We start from the raw sequence: 21,419 nt of genomic DNA, 5'->3' as shown, positions 1-21,419 counted from the left end.
CATGAACAACAATGCCATCAAGCAGTCGGGCGCCTACCTCGAAATCGTCTCGTTCCACCTGGGCGACCAGGAGTTCTGCATCGATATCATGGCGATCCGCGAAATCCGTGGCTGGGCGCCGGTCACCCCCATGCCGCACACCCCGCCCTACGTCCTTGGCCTCATCAACCTGCGCGGTGCCGTGATCCCGGTCATCGACATGGCCTGCCGCCTCGGCATGAAGATGACGGAGCCGTCGGAGCGTTCCGCCATCATCGTCACCGACATCGCCGGCAAACTCGTCGGCCTGCTGGTCGAACAGGTCTCCGACATGATGACCATCAAGAGCGAAGACCTTCAGCCGCCGCCGGAAATCATCCCGGAAGCCCAGCGCGCCTTCTGCCGCGGTATCGTCGCGCTCGAAAAGACCATGGTCTGCTTCCTCAACCTCGACACCGTCATCGCCGACGAACTGTCCCGCGAAGCCGCCTGATCGCTCTTCATATTCGGAATTCAAAGGCCCGGCTTGTCCGGGCCTTTTTCATTGCGGTTTCCCGTTCTTCCACACCACATCCTGCCCGTAGAGCGGAATGGTCGAGATCGACATCTTCGCCGAGCCATCCGTAAGCTCCCGCGAATGGGCGAGATAGATCAGCGTATTGTTGGCCTTGTCGTAGATACGGTTGACCGCCAGCGTCTTCCAGATCAACGACATGCCCTGGCGGAACACCTCGCTGCCATCCTTGGAAAGATCGATATTGCCAATCTCGATCGGCCCCGTCTGGCGGCAGGCGATGGAATTGTTCGAGGGGTCTTCGAACCAGTTGCCGTTCTTGAAGCGGTCGATGAGGCTGCGGTCGAAATAGGTGACATGGCAGGTCACGCCCTTCACTTCAGGGTCGGAGACCGCCTCGATAATGATGTCGTTGCCGATCCAGTCGACCCCGACCTTGCCGACGACTTCCGCAGATGTCGCGCCTGCGGAAACGGCGAGGAATGCTGCAGAGAGGAAAAGATTGCGGAAAGCGGACATGGCAACTCCCGTGTTGATCCGGAAGCTAAGATAAGAATGGCCAAACCCTTTGCAAGAAAGCGAGGCTCAGCCCTTGCGGCAGGTGCAGGGCGCGTAGCCGGCGGCCATCAGCTTACCTGGTGTCATGCCGATCAGCGCCGGAATGGCAGCAACCGTCGCAGCCTTGACAGCCTTCGCCATCTCGATTGCCGCTGCCGCGCAGACGGCAGCATCCTCAGCCGCGTTGTGGTGGACGAAACGCAGGCCGAGATGCTCGGCAATCAGGTTCAGCCGGTGCGACAGAAAATGCGGCCAGATACGCTGCGCCATCTTCAGGCTACAGAGATAGGTGAGCTCCGGATAGGACTGCCGGTAAAGATCGAGGCTCGCCCGCCAGACGCTGAAATCGAAGGCGGCATTGTGAGCGATCATCGTCGCGCCCCGGAAATCCTCAAGGAACTCGTCCATGACTTCAGGAAATTCCGGCGCATCCTCGACATGCTCAGGGCGAATGCCGTGGATCGCGATATTCATGCCGGAGAAGCGCATGTCGCGTGGCCGGATCAGCCGCTCCTCGACCCGCGTCACCTGCCCGTCCTCGATCCAAGCAAGGCCGACGGAGCAGGCGCTGCCGCGCTGTTCGTTGGCTGTCTCGAAATCGATGGCGATAGTCTTCACGGGCAAATATCCGAATCGTCTGCTCTTCCGGAATAATCTTAGCCGTATCCGAAGGCAAATTCTCACCTGTTGACATCTGCACGCAAATGGCGAAACTTCCGTCCATGATCAACTCAGTGGCCCACACCCTTCATCTTATCACCACGACCCATGCAGGGTACGCGGGAGAGATGGTGCGCCACTAGCAGCCGATCATCCCCGAAAACCCTGCCGAGGCGAGCAGGGTTTTCCGAAACTCCGCTCTCCTCTTTTAGAAACCCAAGGAGAGCATGATGTCAGCCAATCAGGATACCCCACCCGAAAAGCCTTCGTTGAAAGGCCTCAATGTTCGCGCTTTGCGCATGAGCGATGTCGAAGCCGTTACCGAACTGATGAACCTGCCGGGCTATCGTGCCGGCACGCTGCGCCCGCCTTTTCAAAGCATCGATGCGGTGCGCAAGCGCATGGAATCCCCCTCACCAAACGCCCTCAACCTCGTTGTCGAACTCGACGGCCGGATCGTCGCCAATGGCGGCATGAACCGCTTCGAAGGACGGCGCCAGCACGCCGCGAGCCTCGGCATGGGTGTCCATGACGATTTCACCGGTCGCGGCGTCGGAACCGCCCTGATGGCCGCGTTTGTCGATGCCGCCGACAATTGGCAGGATATCAAGCGGATGGAATTGACTGTCTATACCGACAACGCGGCAGCTATCCGCCTCTACGAAAAATTCGGCTTCGAAAAGGAAGGGCTTCTCCGTTCATTCGGCTATCGCGACGGGCAATATGTCGATGCCTATACGATGGCGCGGCTGAGGGCCTGAAACAAAGAGGCCGGCGTTGTCGCCGGCCCTGCGTTACCCCCCAATCAGGGCCAGCCACTCGTCTTCGTCCATGGTCTGAACGCCGAGTTCGCGGGCCTTGTCGAGCTTCGAGCCGGCACCGGGGCCGGCAACGACGATATCGGTCTTCTTGGAGACGGAGCCTGCCACCTTTGCCCCGAGGCCTTCAGCCCTTGCCTTTGCCTCTTCGCGGGTAAATTTCTCCAGCGAACCGGTAAAGACTACTGTCTTGCCGGCGACCGGGCTGCCCACTGTCACCGGCTGTTCGGCCTCCTGCGGCGTCACCTCGTCGAGCAGGCGACCGATCACCTCGATATTGCGCGGCTCCTTGTAGAATTCCACGATGGCACGCGCCACGACCTCACCAATGCCTTCGATGGCGTTGAGGTCGTTCCAGGCATCACCCGAAAGCGTTGCCGCCTCCTTCATTGCCGCCGCAAAGGCCTCGTAAGTATTATAGGAGCGCGACAGGAGCTTCGCCGTCGTCTCGCCCACGTGGCGGATGCCGAGCGCGTAGATGAAGCGGTGAAGGGCGATGCTGCGCCGCTCATTGATTGCAGCATAAAGCTTGCCGACGCTGACCTTGCCGAAACCGTCGATATTCTCCAGCTTGGTGATCGACTGTTGCTGCCGCTTCTCCAGCGTGAAAATATCGGGCGCCGTGCGGATCTGCAGCGCCGGATCCTCGTTCTCGAAGAAGAAGTCGATCTGCTTGGAACCGAGCCCCTCAATGTCGAAGGCATTGCGCGAGACGAAGTGCTTCAATTCCTCCGTCGCCTGCGCGCGGCAGATGAAGCCGCCGGTGCAGCGGGTGACGGAATTGAGCTTGCCGGTCTTCTCATGCCGCTCACGCACCGCATGCGAGCCGCAGACCGGGCACACTTTCGGAAAATGATAGGGCTGCGCCTCAGTAGGACGCTTTTCTATAACGACATCGAGCACCTGCGGGATGACGTCGCCGGCGCGCTGCACGATGACGGTGTCGCCGATGCGGATATCGTGCTCCTCCTCACGGATGCGCTCGCCATTATTGCCGATGCCCTTGATATAATCCTCGTTGTGCAGGGTCGCATTGGTGACAACGACGCCGCCGACGGTGATCGGCGTCAACCGCGCCACCGGCGTCAGCGCGCCGGTGCGACCGACCTGGATGTCGATATTCTCGACGATGGTGAAAGCCTGCTCAGCCGGGAACTTGTGCGCCGTCGCCCAGCGCGGGCTGCGCGAGCGGAAACCGAGACGCTGCTGCAGCTCGAGGCTGTCGACCTTGTAGACGACGCCATCGATATCGTAATCGAGGTCCGGCCGTTCGAGGCCGATCTCGCTGTAATGGGCAAGGATATCGTCAACCGAGTTCAGCCGCTTCATCAGCGGATTGACCGGGAAGCCCCACTCCCTGAACTTTTCGACCATGCCCATCTGCGTATTGGCAGGCATGTCCGACATCTCGCCCCACGCATAGGCAAAGAACTTCAACTTGCGGCTCGCCGTCACCTTCGCATCGAGCTGACGCAGCGATCCTGCCGCCGTGTTGCGCGGATTGACATAGGTCTGCTTGCCTTCGGCCTCCATCTGGGCGTTGAGCGCCATGAAATCGCTCTTGGCCATATAAACCTCGCCGCGCACTTCCACGACGGATGGAACGCCCTTCGGCAGCTCGTTCGGGATTTCCTTGATGGTGCGGATATTGGCCGTGACGTTTTCGCCCGTCGTGCCGTCGCCGCGCGTGGCAGCCGTTATAAGCTTGCCGTTCTCGTAACGGATGGACATGGAAAGCCCGTCGATCTTCGGTTCGGCGGTAAAGGCGATGGAATTGTCAGGCAGGCGGCCGAGGAAGCGATAGACGCTGGCAACGAAATCGCGCACGTCCTCCTGCGAGAAAGTATTGTCGAGCGACAGCATCGGCCGGGAATGAACGACCGGCGCAAAAGTGACGGAAGGGGCTGCACCGACCCGGCGCGACGGGCTGTCTTCGCGGATGAGCTCGGGGAAGCGTGCCTCGATCGCATCGTTGCGGCGCTTTAGCGCGTCATAATCCGCATCGGAAATCTCCGGCTGGTCCTTGCCATGATAGAGCGCATCGTTACGCGCAACCTCCTTGGCCAGCCGTTCCAGTTCGATGGCAGCGTCTTCAAGGGTCAGGTCCTCAACAGCGACGGATTCGGTCGACATGCAGCTTCACTCCAGAGAATCTGCAATGGTTTTAGAGCAAAATTCCGCGATTGAAATAGCACCAATGTTTTGAATTATGGCCGCGCGTTGCGCAGTCTGATGGCGCTGACGTGTAGCGTACTGTCCCGCAGGGCCTTCAGCGGCACGAGGCTGTCAACGACCCGCAGCTCGATGCCGCGCGGCGCAAATTCGCGATCGAGGCCGGACATTGCGGTGAGTGCGAGCGGCAGAACCGTCCTGCGCGACACCCACATTCCCGCGTCCTGCAGGTCCTCGAAACCATCGGCCGGCATCTCGTAGCGGTGGATGCTTTCGGCCTGCAGCCGCGCCAGCCAGCCACGCTCGATATAGGCGGCACCCCGCCAGTCGCCGAGCAAGCGGCGATCTTCGTCTGATGTCTCGGGCGTCGCCCAGATCAGAATACGCGGGCAATCGCGCGGGAAGAGATACATGAAGTCGTGGATGTCATCGATCGCCCAGACGAGCGGGCCGTTCAGCCATTCCATTCCCGCCAGACGCTCCGAGGGAGCGCGCACGGGGCGCGGCTCAAAGACCGCAATAGTGGGATCATCACTGAAATGGAAAAGCCGCATGAATGGCTCAACCTCACCGGTGGGTGACGTCCCATAGCCTGGCCGCCGAGATTTGTCACTGGCGGCTTATGCTAGCCGTTACCCGCCAGCAACCGTGCCGCAGCCGCCCTCGCCTCTTCCGTCACGGACGCGCCGGCAAGCATGCGGGCAATCTCTTCCGTGCGGTCCTTCTGGGCCATGGTGGCAACGCGTGTGGCGATCTTGTCGGAGCCTTCGCCGGACGGTCCCTTGGAGATCAGGAGATGTGTGGCGGCACGGGCTGCCACCTGCGGCGCATGGGTGACGGAGAGAACTTGCACGCGCTCGGAAAGCCGCTTCAGCCGCTGGCCGATCGCATCCGCCACTGCCCCGCCGACGCCTGTGTCGATTTCGTCAAAGACGAGCGTCGGCGCCGAGCCGCGATCGGCAAGCGCCACCTTGAGCGCCAGCAGAAAGCGCGAGAGTTCGCCGCCCGAGGCGACCTTCATGATCGAGCCGGGACGCGTGCCCGGATTGGTCTGGACGTGGAATTCCACGACATCGATGCCCTCGGCCGTCGCCTCTTCCGCATCGGTGGTAATCTCCACCATAAAGCGGGCGCGCTCGAGCTTCAGCGCCGGCAGCTCAGCCATGACGGCCTGCGCCAGTGCATCGCCGGCATGGTGACGCTTCTCCGAAAGCGAGCGGGCGGCCGCATCGTAATTCGCCTTTGCGACCCCAACTTCCGCCTCGAGCTTGGAGAGACGCTCCTCGCCGGCATCGAGATCGGCAAGATCGTTGATCATACGCACGGCGAGCGCCGGAAGCTCGGTGACGGGAACGGAATATTTGCGGGAGGCAGCGCGGAGCGCAAACAGCCGCTCTTCGACCCGCTCCAGTTCCTTCGGATCATATTCCGTCTTGCGCAGTGCCGCCTCGACTTCCATCTGCGCATTCGAAAGCTGGTCCAGCGCCGCGTCAAGCAGCGCTACGGTGTCTTCCAGCAGGCCGGGCGCCTCATGGCTCTTGCGCTCGAGACGGCGCACCAGCGAGGCGATATGCGGCACGGGAGAGGCATTGCCGTTGAGGAACTCGGAGGCCTCGGCGATATCGCCGGCGATGCGCTCCGCCTTCATCATCTTCTGGCGACGGTCGGCAAGCTCATCCTCTTCGCCATCGCGTGGCGAGAGCTTTTCGAGCTCTTCGACGGAGGAGCGCAGATAATCCGCCTCACGGGCAGCTACCTCGACCTTCTCGCGGTGCTTCTTCAGCGTGCGCTCGCTATCGCGCCACTGGCGGTAAAGCGCGGCCACGCCCTGCACGTCCTCGCTGATACCAGCAAAGGCGTCGAGCAGCGTTCTGTGGGCATTGGTATCGACAAGCGCGCGGTCGTCGTGCTGGCCGTGGATCTCGACCAGCATCTGGCCGGCCTGACGCATCAGCTGAACGCTGACAGGCTGGTCGTTGACATAGGCCTTGGTGCGCCCGTCGGAGGATTGCTGGCGGCGAAAGATCAAGTCGCCTTCGTCATCGATGCCGTTTTCGCGCAAGAGCTTGCGGGCACTATGATCCAAGCCGACATCGAAGACCGCGGTCACCTGGCCCTTGTCCTCGCCATGGCGCACGAGACCGCCATCGCCGCGCCCGCCAAGGGCCAGCGACAGACTGTCGAGCAGGATGGATTTGCCGGCGCCCGTCTCACCCGTCAGCACGGAGAGGCCGGTCTCGAAGGCAAGATCCAGCCGCTCGATCAGAACGATATCGCGGATCGAAAGCTGGATCAGCATTGGCCTCAGGAACCGAGAAGGAGTTTCTTGCCCGCTGCAGCGATCCACGAACCCTTGTTTTCACGCGGTTCCGCGCCGCCCGACTGCAGCAGCTTGTAAGAATCAGCATACCACTGGCTGTCGGGATAATTGTGACCGAGAACGGCAGCGGCAGTCTGCGCCTCCTCGACGACGCCCAACGCATAATAGGCTTCGACGAGACGGGCGAGCGCCTCCTCCACCTGATTCGTGTTCGGGTATTTCTCGACGACGATGCGGAAGCGCGAGATCGCGGCAAGATATTCCTTGCGCTCCATGTAATAGCGGCCGACCTGCATTTCCTTACCGGCCAGCTGGTCGCGCGCAAAGCGCATCTTGGCCTGCGCGTCATCCACATATTCGGAGTCAGGATAGTTGTCGACGACGGCCTGCATCGCCTCGATCGTCTTCTGCGAGGCGCGCTGGTCCTGCGTCACGTCGACGATCTGCTTGGAATAGGTCAGGCCCACGAGATACTGCACGTAAGCGGCATCCTTGGACTTCGGATATTGCGCCATGTAACGGTTGCCCGATGCAAGCGCGTCGTCGAAGCGGCCCTGGCGGTATTTGACGAAGGTGCTCATGACGAGCGCCTTGCGCGCCCATTCCGAGAAGGGGTTCTGCGCATCGATCGCGTCGAACTTGCGCCCCGCCTCGGCCATGTTGCCTGCCTTCATGTTGGCGAGGCCCTGGGTGTAAAGCACATCTGGCGGATCGGTTTCGAGGCCGAGCTTGGTGATGTCGATATCAGGGTCCGACTGGCAGCCGGAAATCAAGGCACCTGCGCTCAGCACCATCACGGATGCGAGCAAAGCGCGCGCTGTCTTCATCATCATGTCAGACCTTGCATAAGCCATTCGAAAGAATCCCACCGCTGCCGTCCACTCCACAGCAGCCACGCCTAGCTGGCGTTTCTAGCCACAAATACCTGTCAAGAGCAACGCAATGATCACGCATTAACGCATTTTTGTGGCAGCACCGCCGAGAATGTCGGGCTTTTCACCGGCATTCGAAGCGGCAGCGGCTAAATATATGCCGCAAAACATCTATCGACGCGCTTGTGCGCCCCTTGCCCATAAAAAAACCGCCCCCGTTAGGAGGCGGCCCTGGCCTTAATTGGTATACTGGAGGTCATGCCGACCAGGGGGCGAATTCCGGAGCGCTGACTGCAATGAATTCGCGAACGGCAACGCGCTGGCGCGGCGTCGAAGTCTCGACCACTTCATAGGCCGAGGCATCGCTGAGCAGTGCCTTGAGAGCGTTGGCGTTCATCTTGTGGCCGCCGCGATAGGAACGGTAGCAGCCGATGAACTGTGCGCCGGCAAGCGCCAGATCGCCGACGGCATCGAGCGTCTTGTGACGCACGAACTCGTCCTTGGCATAGCGCAGGCCTTCGACATTGATGACGGCATTGTCGTCGGAGATGACGACCGAGTTTTCAAGCGAGGAGCCGAGAGCATGGCCCGAAGCCCAGAGACGCTCGACATCACGCATGAAGCCGAAGGTGCGCGCACGCGACAGCTCGGCCTTGAAGACGGCGGCGGTCAGATCGCCTTCCCACTTCTGGCGGCCGATCAGCGGGCATTCGAAATCAATCTCGACTTCGAAGCGCGTGCCGTCATAGGGGCGGAACTCGCTCCAGGAACCGCCATGCTCGATACGAACAGGCTTGGTGATGCGGATGTAGCGACGCTTGACGCCGAGGGAAACGAGGCCGACCTGTTCGATGGCTTCGACGAAGGGAACCGAGCTGCCATCCATGATCGGCATTTCGGCACCGCTGACTTCGATCACGACATTGTCGAGGCCGAGAGCGTAAACGGCTGCCATCACGTGTTCGATCGTCGCGACGGAATGGGCCGGCGAGAAGCCGAGAACGGTGCAGAGATCGGTATTGCCGACCTGCGAGGAAACAGCCTTCAGTTCGGTGACGTCGCCATTGTCATGGATGCGCTGGAAAATCACGCCGGTGCCGGCTTCGGCCGGATTGAAGGTGATTGAAACGTCGGCACCAGAATGAACGCCGATGCCCGAAAGTGTCACCGGACGCGATACCGTCGTCTGAAAGCCCAGCAAGCCAAGTCCCATAAAATCTGCCTTTATTCTTCCGTACCCGTTGTTGCCAACCGGCCGGATCTTTCTTCTATACTGCCCGAACCGCTCGAAGCGGACTCTAAGGGCAGTTCGCTTGCCTCATACTTACGTGGACGCGCGCTGCAATCCAAATCACTGTTCGTTTCGATTTGTTACGAAATCCGCAGAGCGAAAAGCATTTAGAATTCAATCAGGTAGAAATGCAAACGCCCGGGATTACAGTCCCGGGCGTTTTCTGTGGAGAAGTGCTCTTCTCAGTTCGACTGGCGGCGCAGGAAGGCCGGGATTTCCAGCTGGTCGTCTTCCTGCATCATGCGGGCCTGCGGCGCGGCACGGCCCTGGTCGTCGAGATTGCCGCGACGCGGTGCGTAGAGGCTTGCTTCCGGCGATAGCGGACGGCGCTGCTGCGAGGATGCAGCCGGCGCGGAGGTCATTTCCGGAGCGACTTCCTCTTCGCGGCGGCCGAGCGAATTGGTGATTCGCTTGAGTAGACCCATCGGGCCGCGCTCTTCCTGGACGTGCGAAGCAGCAGGCTGCGAGCGATGGTCGATCTCAGCCTGGACCACCGGCGGGAAGTCCTCGACCTTCGGCATGCGGACCTGCTCAGGAGCCTGGCGGATCACCGGCTCATGACGGACAGGCTGCTGCTGCATGATCGGCTGCGGAGCTGGCTGCTGCATGACGGGAGCCGACTGTACCGGAGCCTGGCGCATGACCGGGGCTGCTTCAGGCACAGAAGCAAAAATCTTGCTCTGCGGACGGAAGGTCTCCTGCATCACCGGCTGCTGCTGGATCGGAGCAGCGGCACGCGGAGCCGGGATTTCCAGCTCACGTTCCATCTCGGCTTCAGCCATACGGATGGTCTGCGCAATCTGGTCGGCCTTCGGTGCCTGCATTACCGGAGCAGGCTGAACTGCGGCCGGTGCCGGAGCAACGGCCGCGGAGGGACGGATAGCCGGCTTTGCGATCGGCTGGAACGAACGGTCGGCAGCCTGGTTCATCGCGCGGTCGATGCCGGTGGCGACGACCGAGACGCGGATGATGCCTTCGAGCGATTCGTCGAATGTTGCGCCGAGGATGATGTTGGCGTCCGGATCGACTTCTTCGCGGATGCGCGTTGCAGCTTCGTCGACTTCGAACAGCGTGAGATCACGACCGCCGGTGATGGAGATCAGCAGGCCCTGTGCGCCCTTCATCGAGGTTTCGTCGAGCAGCGGGTTGGCAATCGCCGCTTCGGCGGCCTGCATGGCGCGGCCCGAACCGGAAGCTTCGCCGGTACCCATCATTGCGCGGCCCATTTCGCGCATGACCGAGCGGACGTCGGCGAAGTCGAGGTTGATGAGACCTTCCTTCACCATCAGGTCGGTGATGCAGGCAACGCCCGAGTAGAGAACCTGATCGGCCATGGCAAAGGCGTCGGCGAAGGTCGTCTTGTCGTTGGCGATCCGGAAGAGGTTCTGGTTCGGAATGACGATAAGCGTATCGACAGACTTCTGCAGTTCCTGAATACCGGATTCGGCCAGACGCATGCGGCGTCCGCCTTCGAAGTGGAACGGCTTGGTGACGACGCCGACCGTCAGGATGCCCTTGTTGCGGGCCGCCTGTGCGACGACAGGAGCAGCGCCCGTACCGGTGCCGCCGCCCATGCCGGCGGTGACGAAGCACATATGCGTGCCGTTCAGGTGATCGACGATCTCGTCAATGCACTCTTCGGCGGCTGCACGGCCGACTTCCGGCTGCGAGCCGGCGCCGAGACCTTCCGTGACGCTGGCGCCGAGCTGGATGATCCGTTCGGCCTTCGTCATCGTCAGTGCCTGGGCATCCGTGTTGGCAACGACGAAGTCGACGCCCTGGAGGCCTGCGGAAATCATGTTATTGACGGCATTGCCGCCGCCGCCGCCGACGCCGAACACGGTGATGCGCGGCTTCAGTTCGGTGATGTCAGGCTTTTGCAGCTTGATAGTCATGGTACCAGTTCCTTCTCTCTCTGGCCGCATCGCCACGCCGGCCAATTCACTCAATTTCAAAAGCTTTCCTTCAGCCACTGGCCCATACGGGCGATGCGGCTGTTATTACCCCCAAGCGACAGAAGCAGACTGCTCTGTGACGCATGTGTTTCCATGTCCGCGACCTGCGGATAGATCATCAAACCGACGGCCGTCGAAAAGGCCGGGCCCTTGGCCGCCGTCGGAAGACCCGAGACACCCATCGGACGGCCGATACGAACGTTGCGGGCCAGGATGCGGCGCGCCACTTCGGCAAGGCCGGTCAGCTGACTGGCGCCACCCGTCAGCACGACACGCTTTCCGACGATCGGGCTGAAGCCCGAACGCTGGATCCGGTCGCGGATGAGTTCCATCGTCTCTTCGATGCGCGCTGAAACGATGCGCGACACCAGAGCCCGCGGCACCTGGCTCGGCTGATCACGATCATCCTCGCCGATCGGCGGAATGGAGATCAGCTCGCGCTCGTCGGAAGAATTGGTCAGCGCCGAAGCGTGAACCACCTTCAAACGTTCAGCATCCTCGATCCGTGTGGAAAGGCCGCGTGCGAGGTCGGTCGTCACATGATGACCGCCGAGGCCGACAGCATCGGTATGGACAAGCTTGCCTTCGGCAAAGACCGAAATCGTCGTCGTGCCGCCGCCCATGTCGATGGCCGCACAGCCAAGTTCGACTTCATCGTCGACGAGTGCGGCAAGACCGGATGCATACGGTGTTGCAACGATTCCTTCCACCGAAAGATGCGCTCTGTTGACGCTGAGCTCGAGATTTTTGAGCGCCGAGCGCTCCGCCGTCACCACATGCATATCGACGCCGAGTGCATCGCCATACATTGCCAGCGGATCGCGGATGCCGCGTTCGCCATCGAGAGAGAAGCCGGTTGCCAGCGAATGCAGCACGGCGCGATCCTGGCGCAGCGACTGCTGGCAGGCGGCCGAGAGCACCTTCTTGAGGTCGTTCAGCTCGACTTCCTGGCCGCCGAGATCGATGGTCGCGGTGTAAATATCGCTGCCGAGACGGCCAGCCGTTAGGTTGACGATCAGGCTTTCCACGGTCAGGCCCGCCATACGCTCTGCCGCATCCACGGCGAGACGGATGACGCTTTCCAGCGCGTCGAGATCGGCGATGACGCCGGTCTTGATCCCGCGCGAACGCTGATGGCCGATGCCGATGATCTCGATATTGTGCGTGCGGCCCGGCAGGATCTGGCTTTCCTCGCGCGGCGTCAGCCGACCGATCATGCAGACGACCTTGGTCGAGCCGATATCCAGCACCGAAACGATATGCGACCGCTTCGACGAAAGCGGCTTCAGGCGCGGCAATCCGAAATGGGATGAACCGAACAAGCTCATATATTCTGCCCCGCCTTCTTCAAATCCTTGGTGCGCGCCGTAACCGCCGCCTGACGGCGTGCTGCCGCCTCGGGCGTTAGCTGGATCGTCGTGCGATCCGGCAGCCTGAGATCGACTGCAGCGATATCGCGCTCCAGAAGCTGCTGTTCCTTGTCAAATTTCGAAAGCGTCGCCAGCGCCTGGTCGAGATCATCTTCCGGCAGCTTGACGACGACGCCATTGTCCATGTGCAGGTCCCAGCGGCGGCCGGAAACCCAGACGTAAGCCTTCACGCGAGCCTTCACATCAGGCCACTTGGCGAAGGCATCCTCGATGGAGGCCGCAGCCGTTTCGGCGTCACGGCCGACGACCAGCGGCAGAGCCGAAAACTTGTTATCGCGAAGCGGCGCGATCACGCTGCCGCTCTTCTCGATCAGCGAAAGCTCCTGGCCGTGCTGCCAGATGGCATAGGCGGCGCGCTCAGAGAGCTTCACCTCGATCGTCTTCGGATAGACCTTGCGGACTTCGACATTTTCGACCCAGGGAAGGCGCGCGATCTTCTGGCGCGCAGCATCGACATCAAGGGCGACGAGTGATGTCGCGCCATCGAGGCCGAGAAGCTGCAGAATCTCGATTTCGGAGGTCTGATTGTTTCCGGAAACCTTCACGTCCTCGATGGCAAAGCCGACAGCGCTGGTCGTCGCCTGCGCGACGGCTTCCGTATGACCGCCAAGCGACATGCCATAGAGGCCGGTCGCAGCCAGGAAGCCAAGCGCGGAAACCGTGCCCGTGTGGGCCGGGATATGGATGCGGCCGCTACCGAGGCTTACGAGGAAGCGTACGACGCGGCGCAGCGGACGCGGCAGCACGCGGCGTTCGTCGGCTTCCATAACGGGAAGCTCGGCATAACGGCTGGGGCGCCCTATCCTTTTGACCGTCAACGCAAACAAGACGCGTCCTCCACCATCCACCGGAGAAATGCACCAAAGGAATATCCGGCATGGCCGGCCATTTCGGGCACAAGGGAGGTTGGAGTCATGCCTGGCTGGGTATTAACCTCCAGCCAGATGATCTCGCCGTCTTCGGAAAAACGATCGTCGTAACGAAAGTCGGACCGACTGACGCCGCGGCAACCGATTGCTTGATGCGCCCTTAATGCCAATGTTTGTATTTTTTGGTAAATTTTCGGTGAAATTTTAGCCGGCAAGACATGTTTTGAGCCACCCGACGCATACTTGGAGTTGTAATCATAGAAATTGTGGCCCTGCGGTACCACCTCGATGACATCCATGGGTTGATCGCCCATCACACCGCAGGTCAGCTCACGACCATGGATGTAGCGCTCGACAATGACTTCCTCGCCATAACGCCACTCGGCCGAGCCGATGACCTGCGGCGGGTGCGCCTGATCCTCACCGACGATGACGACGCCGAAGCTGGAGCCTTCGCGCACCGGCTTGACCACATAGGGCGTCTTCATCGGATGCTCCGACGGAAACGAGAAGCGATTCAGCACCTGCAATTCGGCAACCGGAACACCGGCGGCGGCAGCCACACGCTTCGCCCGGGCCTTATCCATGGCAAGCGCAGAAGCAAGCACGCCCGAATGCGTATAGGGGATCTGCAGATATTCGAGAATGCCCTGGATGGTGCCATCCTCGCCGAAAGGCCCATGCAAGGCATTGAAGACAACATCGGGCCTCAGGGCGGAGAGCTTTTCGGAAATGTCGCGCTCGACATCGATGCGCGTCACCTTGAAGCCTTCACTTTCGAGAGCATCGCCACACGCCTTCCCCGAAGAAAGGCTGACAGGCCTCTCCGAAGAAAATCCGCCCATCAGGACAGCTACGTGCTCGCGACTCATCAACACCCCCAAAAAATAACTTCCACTCTGCCGAACCGAGGCTTGCGCGGAGCTGGTCTGCGCGGTTCGTGTCCTTTGTCTGACTTGGGTGCATTAGAGCATCATTATGGTTAACGAATCGTTTACTTTCGTTAACTCCGCCTTGCCGCATACTTCATTTTTCTGCGACTATGATCGCTCGAATATCACAGCGAATAAGCCGCAAGCACGATGAAGAACGAAAAACCCGCGCGGAAAAACCACGCGGGTTCAATGGCATGCACAGATGTTCTGCAGTCAGTCCTTATCGCCGAAGAACCTCCAGACGAGGCCGCCAATCGCACCTCCGGCAAGCGGCGCGATCCAGAACAGCCAGAGTTGCTGCAGCGCCCAGCCGCCGACGAAAAGCGCCTGCCCCGTCGAACGCGCCGGATTGACGGAGGTGTTCGTTACGGGGATCGCGACGAGGTGAATCAGCGTCAGTCCCAGGCCGATCGCAAGCGGTGCAAAGCCGGCGGGCACCCTGCTGCTTGTCGATCCGAGGATGATGATCAGGAAAAACATGGTCAGCAGAATTTCGATCAGCAGCGCCGAAAGCAGCGAATAACCACCGGGAGAATGTTCGCCATATCCGTTGGCGGCAAACCCGCCGAGCTCGAAACCCGCCTTGCCGCTGGCGATGAGATAGAGCGCTGCAGCAGCAACAATGGCGCCGATCACCTGTGCGACTATATAGGGAATGAGACGCGCCGCAGGAAACCGTCCCGCAACAACAAGACCAAGAGAAACGGCGGGATTGAAATGACCGCCGGAAATACCGCCCACGGCATAGGCCATAGTGACAACGGTCAAACCAAACGCCAGCGCCACGCCGGCAAAACCGATTCCAAGTTCGGGATAGGCGGCCGCGAGCACGGCACTGCCGCATCCGCCGAAGACCAGCCAGAACGTGCCGAGAAACTCGGCAGCAAGATTTTTCTGCATGTGTGCCCCTTCATTCTCTCAACCAGAGAGCACTTTATCAATCAATTGCAATTTGATTCCGGTCAAGTTCGGGGCTACCTCCCGACAAGCCTGGCGCAAGGTTGAGAAACCGCTGAGACTAGGGGAGACGGATACCCACATCGGTGTGGCCCAGTCACACCATCGCACAATGTCGCCTGCGTCAGATTCTTGCGTGTCCGGGCATTTTCTCAGCCTTAAAATTGCGTTAAGAGCGACACCTCCCAAGCAAATCGATAAAAAATACTGATTGGAATGAACATGACAGAAGCGATCTCCGTATCGCCGAGCCCTTCGAGCAGCACGCAAGTCAATTCCCCCGCACGCGTCCTGATCGCCAGCCTCATCGGCACCACGATCGAATTCTTCGACTTCTACGTCTATGCGACGGCAGCCGTCCTCGTCTTCCCGCACCTCTTCTTCCCCTCGAGCGATCCGACCTCTGCGCTGCTGCAGTCTCTCGTGACCTTCTCGATCGCCTTCTTCGCCCGCCCCTTCGGCGCCGTGGTCTTCGGCCATTTCGGCGACAAGGTCGGCCGCAAGGCGACGCTGGTGGCAGCCCTGATGACCATGGGCTTGTCGACCGTGGTGATCGGCATTCTGCCCGGCTACGACTCGATCGGCATCGCCGCGCCGCTGCTGCTTGCGCTGTGCCGCTTCGGCCAGGGTCTCGGCCTCGGCGGCGAATGGGGCGGCGCTGTGCTGCTCGCCACCGAAAACGCACCTCCCGGCAAGCGCAGCTGGTACGCCATGTTCCCGCAGCTCGGCGCGCCGATCGGCTTCATCCTTTCCTCCGGCTTCTTCCTGATTCTCGCGGAAACCATGAGCAACGAGGACTTCCTCGCCTATGGCTGGCGCATTCCCTTCATCGCCAGCCTCGCGCTCGTCGCCGTCGGTCTCTATGTCCGCCTGAAGATCGCCGAAACGCCGGAATTCCAGAAGGCCGTCGAAAAGCACGAGCGCGTCGCCGTTCCGGTCGCGACCGTCTTCCGCGGTCATCTGCGCAGCCTGATTCTCGGCACCTTCATCGCCGTTGCCACCTTCGTGCTCTTCTACCTGATGACGGTCTTCACGCTGTCCTGGGGCACCACACCTCTGGAAAAGGGGGGGCTTGGCTATTCGCGTGAGCAGTTCCTGGTCGTCCAGCTCGTCGGCGTCGTCTTCTTCGGCCTGACGATCCCGCTCTCCGGCTGGCTGTCGGACCGTTACTCGCGTCGCCTGATCCTGACCCTGACGACGATCGCGATTGCGATCTTCGGCTTCTTCTATGCGAGCCTGCTGACGGCGGGCCTGACCGGCGCCTTCCTTTGCTCGATCATCGGCCTCGGCCTGATGGGCTTCACCTACGGTCCGATCGGCGCTGCCCTGGCAGCCCCCTTCCCGACCATGGTGCGCTACACCGGCGCCTCGATGACCTTCAACCTCGGCGGCATCTTCGGGGCTTCGCTCGCCCCCTATATCGCCACCTGGCTCGCAACCAACTACAGCCTCAACTATGTCGGCTATTACCTCGCCGCCTCGGCTGCGATTTCGCTGATCTGCATCCGGCTGTCGGGCCGCGAAGAAGTCTGAACCTCATACTTCCTGAACAAGAAGCCGCGACGCTCACCGTCGCGGCTTTTTTTATTGATGCGATCGGCAGTTCCGGCTAGCGAAGACCTCTACGGTCGGAACAGGGAGAAGATCATGCGATGCCTCGTCACCGGTGCAGCCGGCTTCGTCGGCGCTCCTCTTGTCGAACGGCTGTACAGGGAGCAGATTTGCGACGTAGCGGTCACGACACGATCCCCGACATCAGCCTTCCCGCCGGATATCAGGCATTTCCCAATCGAGATCACCGAGAAGACTGATTGGACGACAGCACTCGAAGGCGTCGATGTCATCGTCCATCTCGCCGCCCGCGTTCACATCATGAACGATCGCTCGGCCGATCCGCTGGCGGATTTCCGCCGGGTCAACACAGCCTCGACGCTCAACCTTGCCGAACAGGCGGCGCGCGCCGGCGTGAAGCGTTTCGTCTTCATCAGCACCATCAAGGTCAACGGCGAAGAAAACGATCGGCCGTTCCGGCACGACGATCAGCCGAAGCCGATCGATCCCTACGGCATTTCGAAAATGGAAAGCGAAATCGGCCTTCGGGAGATCGCCGCCCGCACCGGCATGGACGTCGTCATCGTCCGACCGCCGCTGGTTTATGGCCCCGGCGCGCGCGGCAACTTCGCCCTGCTCGTCGGCCTTGTCCGCAAGAAGCTGCCCCTGCCCTTCGCGTCACTGAAAAACCGCCGCACGCTGGTCGCGGTACAGAACCTCGTCGACATGATCATCACCTGCATGCAGCATCCGGCGGCATCTGGCGAAATATTCCTCGCAGGAGATGGTGAGGACCTGTCGACGCCGGGATTGATCGAGGGTATCGCCGCAGGCCTCGGCGTCAAACCGATGCTCCTTCCCTTCCCGCCGTCCCTGATGCACATGGCAGCCAGGGTCACGGGAAAGGAAGCCGTCTATCAGCGCCTCTGCGGCTCGCTGCAGGTCGATATATCCCACGCGCGCGACGTACTGGGCTGGTCGCCCGTCGTCACATCGCGCGAAGGTTTAAGGCTTGCGGTAAAATAGCGCTTACTCTGTCGTCACGCCCTGGAAGGGGCGAACCTCGCGACCTGGCATGAAGAGCCCGAGACGCTTGATTTCCCATTCGAGCTTGATGCCCGCAGTTTCGAAAACCTTGCGGCGCACTTCCTCACCCAGATATTCCAGATCGTAGCCCGTCGCCTGCCCCATGTTGATCATGAAGTTGCAGTGAAGCGACGACATCTGCGCACTACCGATGACGAGACCGCGGCAGTCCGCCTCGTCGATCAGCTTCCAGGCCGAATGACCCTCGGGATTCTTGAAGGTCGAACCTCCGGTCTTTTCGCGAATCGGCTGCACCGTCTCGCGATGGTTACGAACGGCATCCATCTCGGCGCGGATCTTGGCGCGATCGTCGGGATAACCCTCGAACAACACCGAGGTGAAGATCAGATCATCAGCAGCATCGGAATGGCGATAGGAATACCCCATCTCGGCATTCGTCAGCAGATGCTTGTTGCCGTTGCGATCGATCGCCTGGACCTCGATGACACGATCCTTCGTTTCGGACCCGTTGGCGCCGGCATTCATGCGGGCAGCACCACCGATGCCACCCGGAATGCCGTAATAGAAAGCAAAGCCACCGATGCCATTATCCATTGCCATGGCGGCCACATGCTTGTCCGGGCAGATGGCGCCAGCGTGAATGCGGTTTTCGCCAGCGAGTTCGACAAAGCCGAAGCCCTTGGCCGACAGGCGCAGAACGACGCCCGGAATTCCGCCATCGCGCACTAGGATGTTCGAACCGACGCCGACCACCGTCAGCGGCACTTCATCCGGCAGGATCTTCAGGAATGCGATAAGGTCGTCCTCGTCATGCGGCTGGAACATCAGCTCGGCCAGACCGCCGGCGCGGAACCAGGTGACGCGGTCCATGGGGGCATCCGGCGTCAGTCGGCCGCGAATGTCCTTTACGCCTTCTCCAAGAGAGGCAAGAAGCTTTTCCCCGTTAACCTGTTTCATGCGGATTTTCCTGAAAGGTCTTGCAACTGCTTCGGCAGCGCCGCTGCCCAATATGTAATGCTACCAGCACCCAACAGAACTACAAAGTCCCCGGGTTTTGCAATCTCTGCTACCATCTGCGGTAGAGCTTCCGCCGAAGGAAGGAAGCGCGCATCGCGATGACCACCCGATTTGATGCGGGAAACCAGCGATTCCGAATCCGCACCCTCGATGGCGTCCTCGCCCGCAGCATAAACAGGCGCGATGAAAATGCTGTCCGCATCATTGAAGCAGGCGGCAAATTCCTCGAACAGGCTCGACAGGCGGGTATAGCGGTGAGGCTGGTGGACGGCGATGATACGGCCCTTGCAGGCCTCGCGGGCGGCGCGCAGCACCGCCTTGATCTCGACCGGATGATGGCCGTAGTCGTCGAAGATCTGCACGCCGTTCCATTCGCCGGTCAGCGTGAAGCGCCGCTTCACGCCGCCGAAAGAGGCAAGCCCCTTGGCGATATCCTCGCGGGACATACCGAGGCGGTTGGCGACGGCGATGGCCGCAGTTGCATTCGAGATGTTGTGACGGCCGGGCATCGGCATGACGAGATCGTCAAGCCTGATGACCTCGCCGGTGCGGCGGCGGCGGATTTCAACGTCGAAGATCGAGCGCGTGCCGTCGATGCGCACATTCATGAAGCGCACATCGGCCTGCGGGTTTTCGCCGTAGGTGATGACCTTGCGGTCTTCGATCCGGCTGACCAGCGCCTGAACCTCGGGATGATCGAGGCACATGACGCCGAAGCCGTAGAAAGGAACATTCTCGACGAATTGCCGGAAGGCGGCGCGAACGGCATCGAAATTGCCGTAATGATCGAGATGTTCAGGATCGATATTGGTGACGACGGCGACATCGGCCGGCAGCTTCAGGAAAGTGCCGTCGGACTCATCCGCCTCGACCACCATCCACTCACCCTCGCCCATGCGCGCATTCGTGCCATAGGCATTGATGATGCCGCCATTGATGACGGTCGGGTCCAGCCCGCCGGCTTCGAGCAGCGTGGCGACGAGCGACGTGGTCGTCGTCTTGCCATGCGTGCCGCCAATGGCAATCGCATTGCGAAAACGCATCAGCTCGGCCAGCATTTCAGCGCGGCGCACGACAGGCAGCAGCTTCTCGCGTGCGGCAATGAGTTCCGGATTGCTCTTCTTGATCGCGGTCGACACGACAACGACTTCGGCATCGCCGAGGTTTTCCGCCTTGTGGCCGACAAAGACTTCGATGCCTTTATCGCGCAGGCGCTGAACGTTGGCGCTGTCGGACTGATCCGATCCCTGCACCTTGTGGCCGAGGTTATGCAGCACCTCGGCGATACCGCTCATGCCGATACCGCCAATGCCGATGAAATGAACGAGGCCGATCGCCTTTGGCAGCTTCATACGCGTGCCCCCTTGAATTCTGCAACTGTCCTACCGGCGGCAATAGCCTCAACCATGTCGGCAAGCAAGTTCGCCGCATCCGGTTTTCCTGCAAGCTTGGCGGCAGCCGCCATGCTCGCAAGCTTTTCAGGATCGTTCATAACATGCGTCAGGATAGAGGCGATGCGCTCGGGCGAAAGCTCGGATTGGGCGATCACCTTGGCTCCGCCGGTCGCTGCCAGCGCTGCGGCATTGGCCGCCTGATCGTGGTCCAGCGCATGCGGATAAGGCACCAGCACGGCCGGACGGCCGATGACCGAGATTTCCGAAACCGTCGAGGCGCCGGAGCGGCAGATGACCAGATGCGCCTTGGCAAGACGCTCCGCCATGTCGTTGAAAAACGGCGCAATATCCGCAGCCATCTGCAACTGCACTACACACCCGCGCACCGTCTCCATATCCTCCGAGCGAACCTGTTGGGTTACTCGGAGCCGCGCGCGCAGCGCGTCGTCGAGCAGGCTGATCGCCGTCGGCATCGCCTTGGAGAAATATTGTGCGCCCTGGCTGCCGCCGAAGACCACGAGATTGAAATCCTCGCCCGGATGCGACGGTATGTAAGGCTGTTCGGCCGCGGCAAGGATCGCCGGCCGCACAGGATTGCCGGTCGCAATCGTCTTGTCGGAAAACGTGCCGCCGCTCTCGGGCAGGAAGCCGCCGGCAATTGCCCTGACGCGCGGCGCAAGCGCCTTGTTGGCACGCCCCATGACGGCATTCTGCTCATGCAGCATGGAAGGCACACCGAGGCGGCTGGCGGCAAGCAGCGGCGGCACTGTCGGATAACCGCCGAAGCCAACGACGATCACGGGCTTCAACCGCTGGATCAGCCGCTTTGCGGCGCGCATTCCGGTCCAGAGCTTCCACAGAGAACGGGCAACGGCCACGGGGTTCTTGGAACTGATCGTCGCCGACGGCACGACATGGATCTCGTCGGCCGGAAACTTACCGGCATATCGCTCGGCACGACTGTCGGTGACGAGATGCACGGAATAGCCGCGCTCCTTCAGCTTGAAGGCCAGCGCCTCTGCCGGAAAGACGTGGCCGCCGGTTCCCCCGGCGGCAAGAAGGACGATGCCCTTGCTCATA

At 61.0% G+C, this 21,419-nt stretch carries 19 protein-coding genes; 4 read left to right on the top strand and 15 right to left on the bottom strand.

Annotation, left to right across the window (positions count from 1 at the left end; all coding sequences use genetic code 11):
- Window position 1: 1 nt before the first annotated feature.
- Window positions 2–472, top strand: coding sequence for a chemotaxis protein CheW (locus ACR9ZQ_RS09840; protein ID WP_037099584.1), 471 nt, complete (start codon window positions 2–4; stop codon window positions 470–472).
- Window positions 473–520: 48 nt separating this feature from the next.
- On the opposite strand, the gene ACR9ZQ_RS09835 is transcribed toward ACR9ZQ_RS09840, so the two are convergent.
- Window positions 521–1,012: a CreA family protein gene (locus ACR9ZQ_RS09835; RefSeq protein ID WP_310389362.1), complete on the bottom strand. Its 492-nt coding sequence runs from the start codon at window positions 1,010–1,012 to the stop codon at window positions 521–523.
- Between the two features lie 66 nt (window positions 1,013–1,078).
- A complete protein-coding gene (locus ACR9ZQ_RS09830) occupies window positions 1,079–1,669 on the bottom strand; it encodes a 3'-5' exonuclease (RefSeq protein ID WP_481427659.1) in 591 nt (196 codons plus the stop codon).
- A 272-nt stretch (window positions 1,670–1,941) separates the two neighbouring features.
- On the opposite strand from ACR9ZQ_RS09830, the gene ACR9ZQ_RS09825 reads away from it, so the two are divergent.
- Window positions 1,942–2,472 carry a GNAT family N-acetyltransferase gene (locus ACR9ZQ_RS09825; RefSeq protein ID WP_477922945.1) on the top strand — a complete coding sequence of 177 codons (531 nt, stop codon included), beginning with the start codon at window positions 1,942–1,944 and terminating at the stop codon, window positions 2,470–2,472.
- A gap of 33 nt (window positions 2,473–2,505) precedes the next feature.
- Here the strand turns inward: ACR9ZQ_RS09825 and ligA are convergent, their stop codons facing one another.
- The 10 genes from ligA to aqpZ all read right to left on the bottom strand — a co-directional run bounded on the left by ligA (window position 2,506) and on the right by aqpZ (window position 15,273).
- The gene (gene ligA / locus ACR9ZQ_RS09820) at window positions 2,506–4,662 is read right to left on the bottom strand and encodes an NAD-dependent DNA ligase LigA (RefSeq protein WP_481427658.1); all 2,157 of its coding nucleotides are present in this window, start codon (window positions 4,660–4,662) and stop codon (window positions 2,506–2,508) included.
- 74 nt (window positions 4,663–4,736) lie between these two features.
- A complete protein-coding gene (locus ACR9ZQ_RS09815; protein ID WP_310389358.1) occupies window positions 4,737–5,255 on the bottom strand; it encodes a DUF6886 family protein in 519 nt (172 codons plus the stop codon).
- 71 nt (window positions 5,256–5,326) lie between these two features.
- The gene (gene recN, locus ACR9ZQ_RS09810) at window positions 5,327–7,000 is read right to left on the bottom strand and encodes a DNA repair protein RecN (RefSeq protein ID WP_310389356.1); all 1,674 of its coding nucleotides are present in this window, start codon (window positions 6,998–7,000) and stop codon (window positions 5,327–5,329) included.
- A gap of 5 nt (window positions 7,001–7,005) precedes the next feature.
- Window positions 7,006–7,875 (bottom strand): outer membrane protein assembly factor BamD, encoded by an 870-nt coding sequence (locus ACR9ZQ_RS09805; protein WP_310389354.1) that lies wholly within the window; start codon window positions 7,873–7,875, stop codon window positions 7,006–7,008.
- A gap of 274 nt (window positions 7,876–8,149) precedes the next feature.
- The gene (gene lpxC / locus ACR9ZQ_RS09800) at window positions 8,150–9,106 is read right to left on the bottom strand and encodes a UDP-3-O-acyl-N-acetylglucosamine deacetylase (protein WP_310389352.1); all 957 of its coding nucleotides are present in this window, start codon (window positions 9,104–9,106) and stop codon (window positions 8,150–8,152) included.
- Window positions 9,107–9,366: 260 nt separating this feature from the next.
- Window positions 9,367–11,079 (bottom strand): cell division protein FtsZ, encoded by a 1,713-nt coding sequence (gene ftsZ / locus ACR9ZQ_RS09795; protein WP_310389350.1) that lies wholly within the window; start codon window positions 11,077–11,079, stop codon window positions 9,367–9,369.
- A 56-nt stretch (window positions 11,080–11,135) separates the two neighbouring features.
- Entirely contained in the window at window positions 11,136–12,467 is a 1,332-nt protein-coding gene (ftsA, locus tag ACR9ZQ_RS09790; RefSeq protein WP_113324938.1) for a cell division protein FtsA, read from the bottom strand.
- Window positions 12,464–13,396, bottom strand: coding sequence for a cell division protein FtsQ/DivIB (locus ACR9ZQ_RS09785; protein WP_310389347.1), 933 nt, complete (start codon window positions 13,394–13,396; stop codon window positions 12,464–12,466). Before ACR9ZQ_RS09785 ends, ftsA begins: the two co-directional genes overlap by 4 nt.
- Window positions 13,384–14,310 (bottom strand): D-alanine--D-alanine ligase, encoded by a 927-nt coding sequence (locus ACR9ZQ_RS09780; protein ID WP_481427657.1) that lies wholly within the window; start codon window positions 14,308–14,310, stop codon window positions 13,384–13,386. Before ACR9ZQ_RS09780 ends, ACR9ZQ_RS09785 begins: the two co-directional genes overlap by 13 nt.
- A 276-nt stretch (window positions 14,311–14,586) precedes the next feature.
- Window positions 14,587–15,273, bottom strand: coding sequence for an aquaporin Z (gene aqpZ, locus ACR9ZQ_RS09775; protein ID WP_310389344.1), 687 nt, complete (start codon window positions 15,271–15,273; stop codon window positions 14,587–14,589).
- 279 nt (window positions 15,274–15,552) lie between these two features.
- On the opposite strand from aqpZ, the gene ACR9ZQ_RS09770 reads away from it, so the two are divergent.
- Entirely contained in the window at window positions 15,553–16,863 is a 1,311-nt protein-coding gene (locus tag ACR9ZQ_RS09770) for an MFS transporter (RefSeq protein ID WP_310389342.1), read from the top strand.
- A gap of 114 nt (window positions 16,864–16,977) precedes the next feature.
- Window positions 16,978–17,907 carry a UDP-glucose 4-epimerase family protein gene (locus tag ACR9ZQ_RS09765; protein ID WP_481427656.1) on the top strand — a complete coding sequence of 310 codons (930 nt, stop codon included), beginning with the start codon at window positions 16,978–16,980 and terminating at the stop codon, window positions 17,905–17,907.
- Window positions 17,908–17,910: 3 nt separating this feature from the next.
- On the opposite strand, the gene murB is transcribed toward ACR9ZQ_RS09765, so the two are convergent.
- From murB to murG, 3 genes are read right to left on the bottom strand one after another with little or no spacing between them, the layout of a single operon-like run.
- Window positions 17,911–18,885 (bottom strand): UDP-N-acetylmuramate dehydrogenase, encoded by a 975-nt coding sequence (gene murB / locus ACR9ZQ_RS09760; protein ID WP_481427655.1) that lies wholly within the window; start codon window positions 18,883–18,885, stop codon window positions 17,911–17,913.
- On the bottom strand, window positions 18,882–20,297 hold the full coding sequence (gene murC / locus ACR9ZQ_RS09755) for a UDP-N-acetylmuramate--L-alanine ligase (RefSeq protein WP_310389338.1): 1,416 nt from the start codon (window positions 20,295–20,297) through the stop codon (window positions 18,882–18,884). Before murC ends, murB begins: the two co-directional genes overlap by 4 nt.
- Complete coding sequence (murG, locus tag ACR9ZQ_RS09750) at window positions 20,294–21,418, bottom strand: undecaprenyldiphospho-muramoylpentapeptide beta-N-acetylglucosaminyltransferase (RefSeq protein WP_113324356.1); 1,125 nt, start codon at window positions 21,416–21,418, stop codon at window positions 20,294–20,296. The genes murC and murG overlap by 4 nt, the downstream gene beginning before the upstream one ends.
- Window position 21,419: the final 1 nt, after the last annotated feature.

This window comes from Rhizobium sp. KNZ14-9A (genome assembly GCF_056755015.1).
This window is presented reverse-complemented; position numbering and strand designations above follow the sequence as displayed.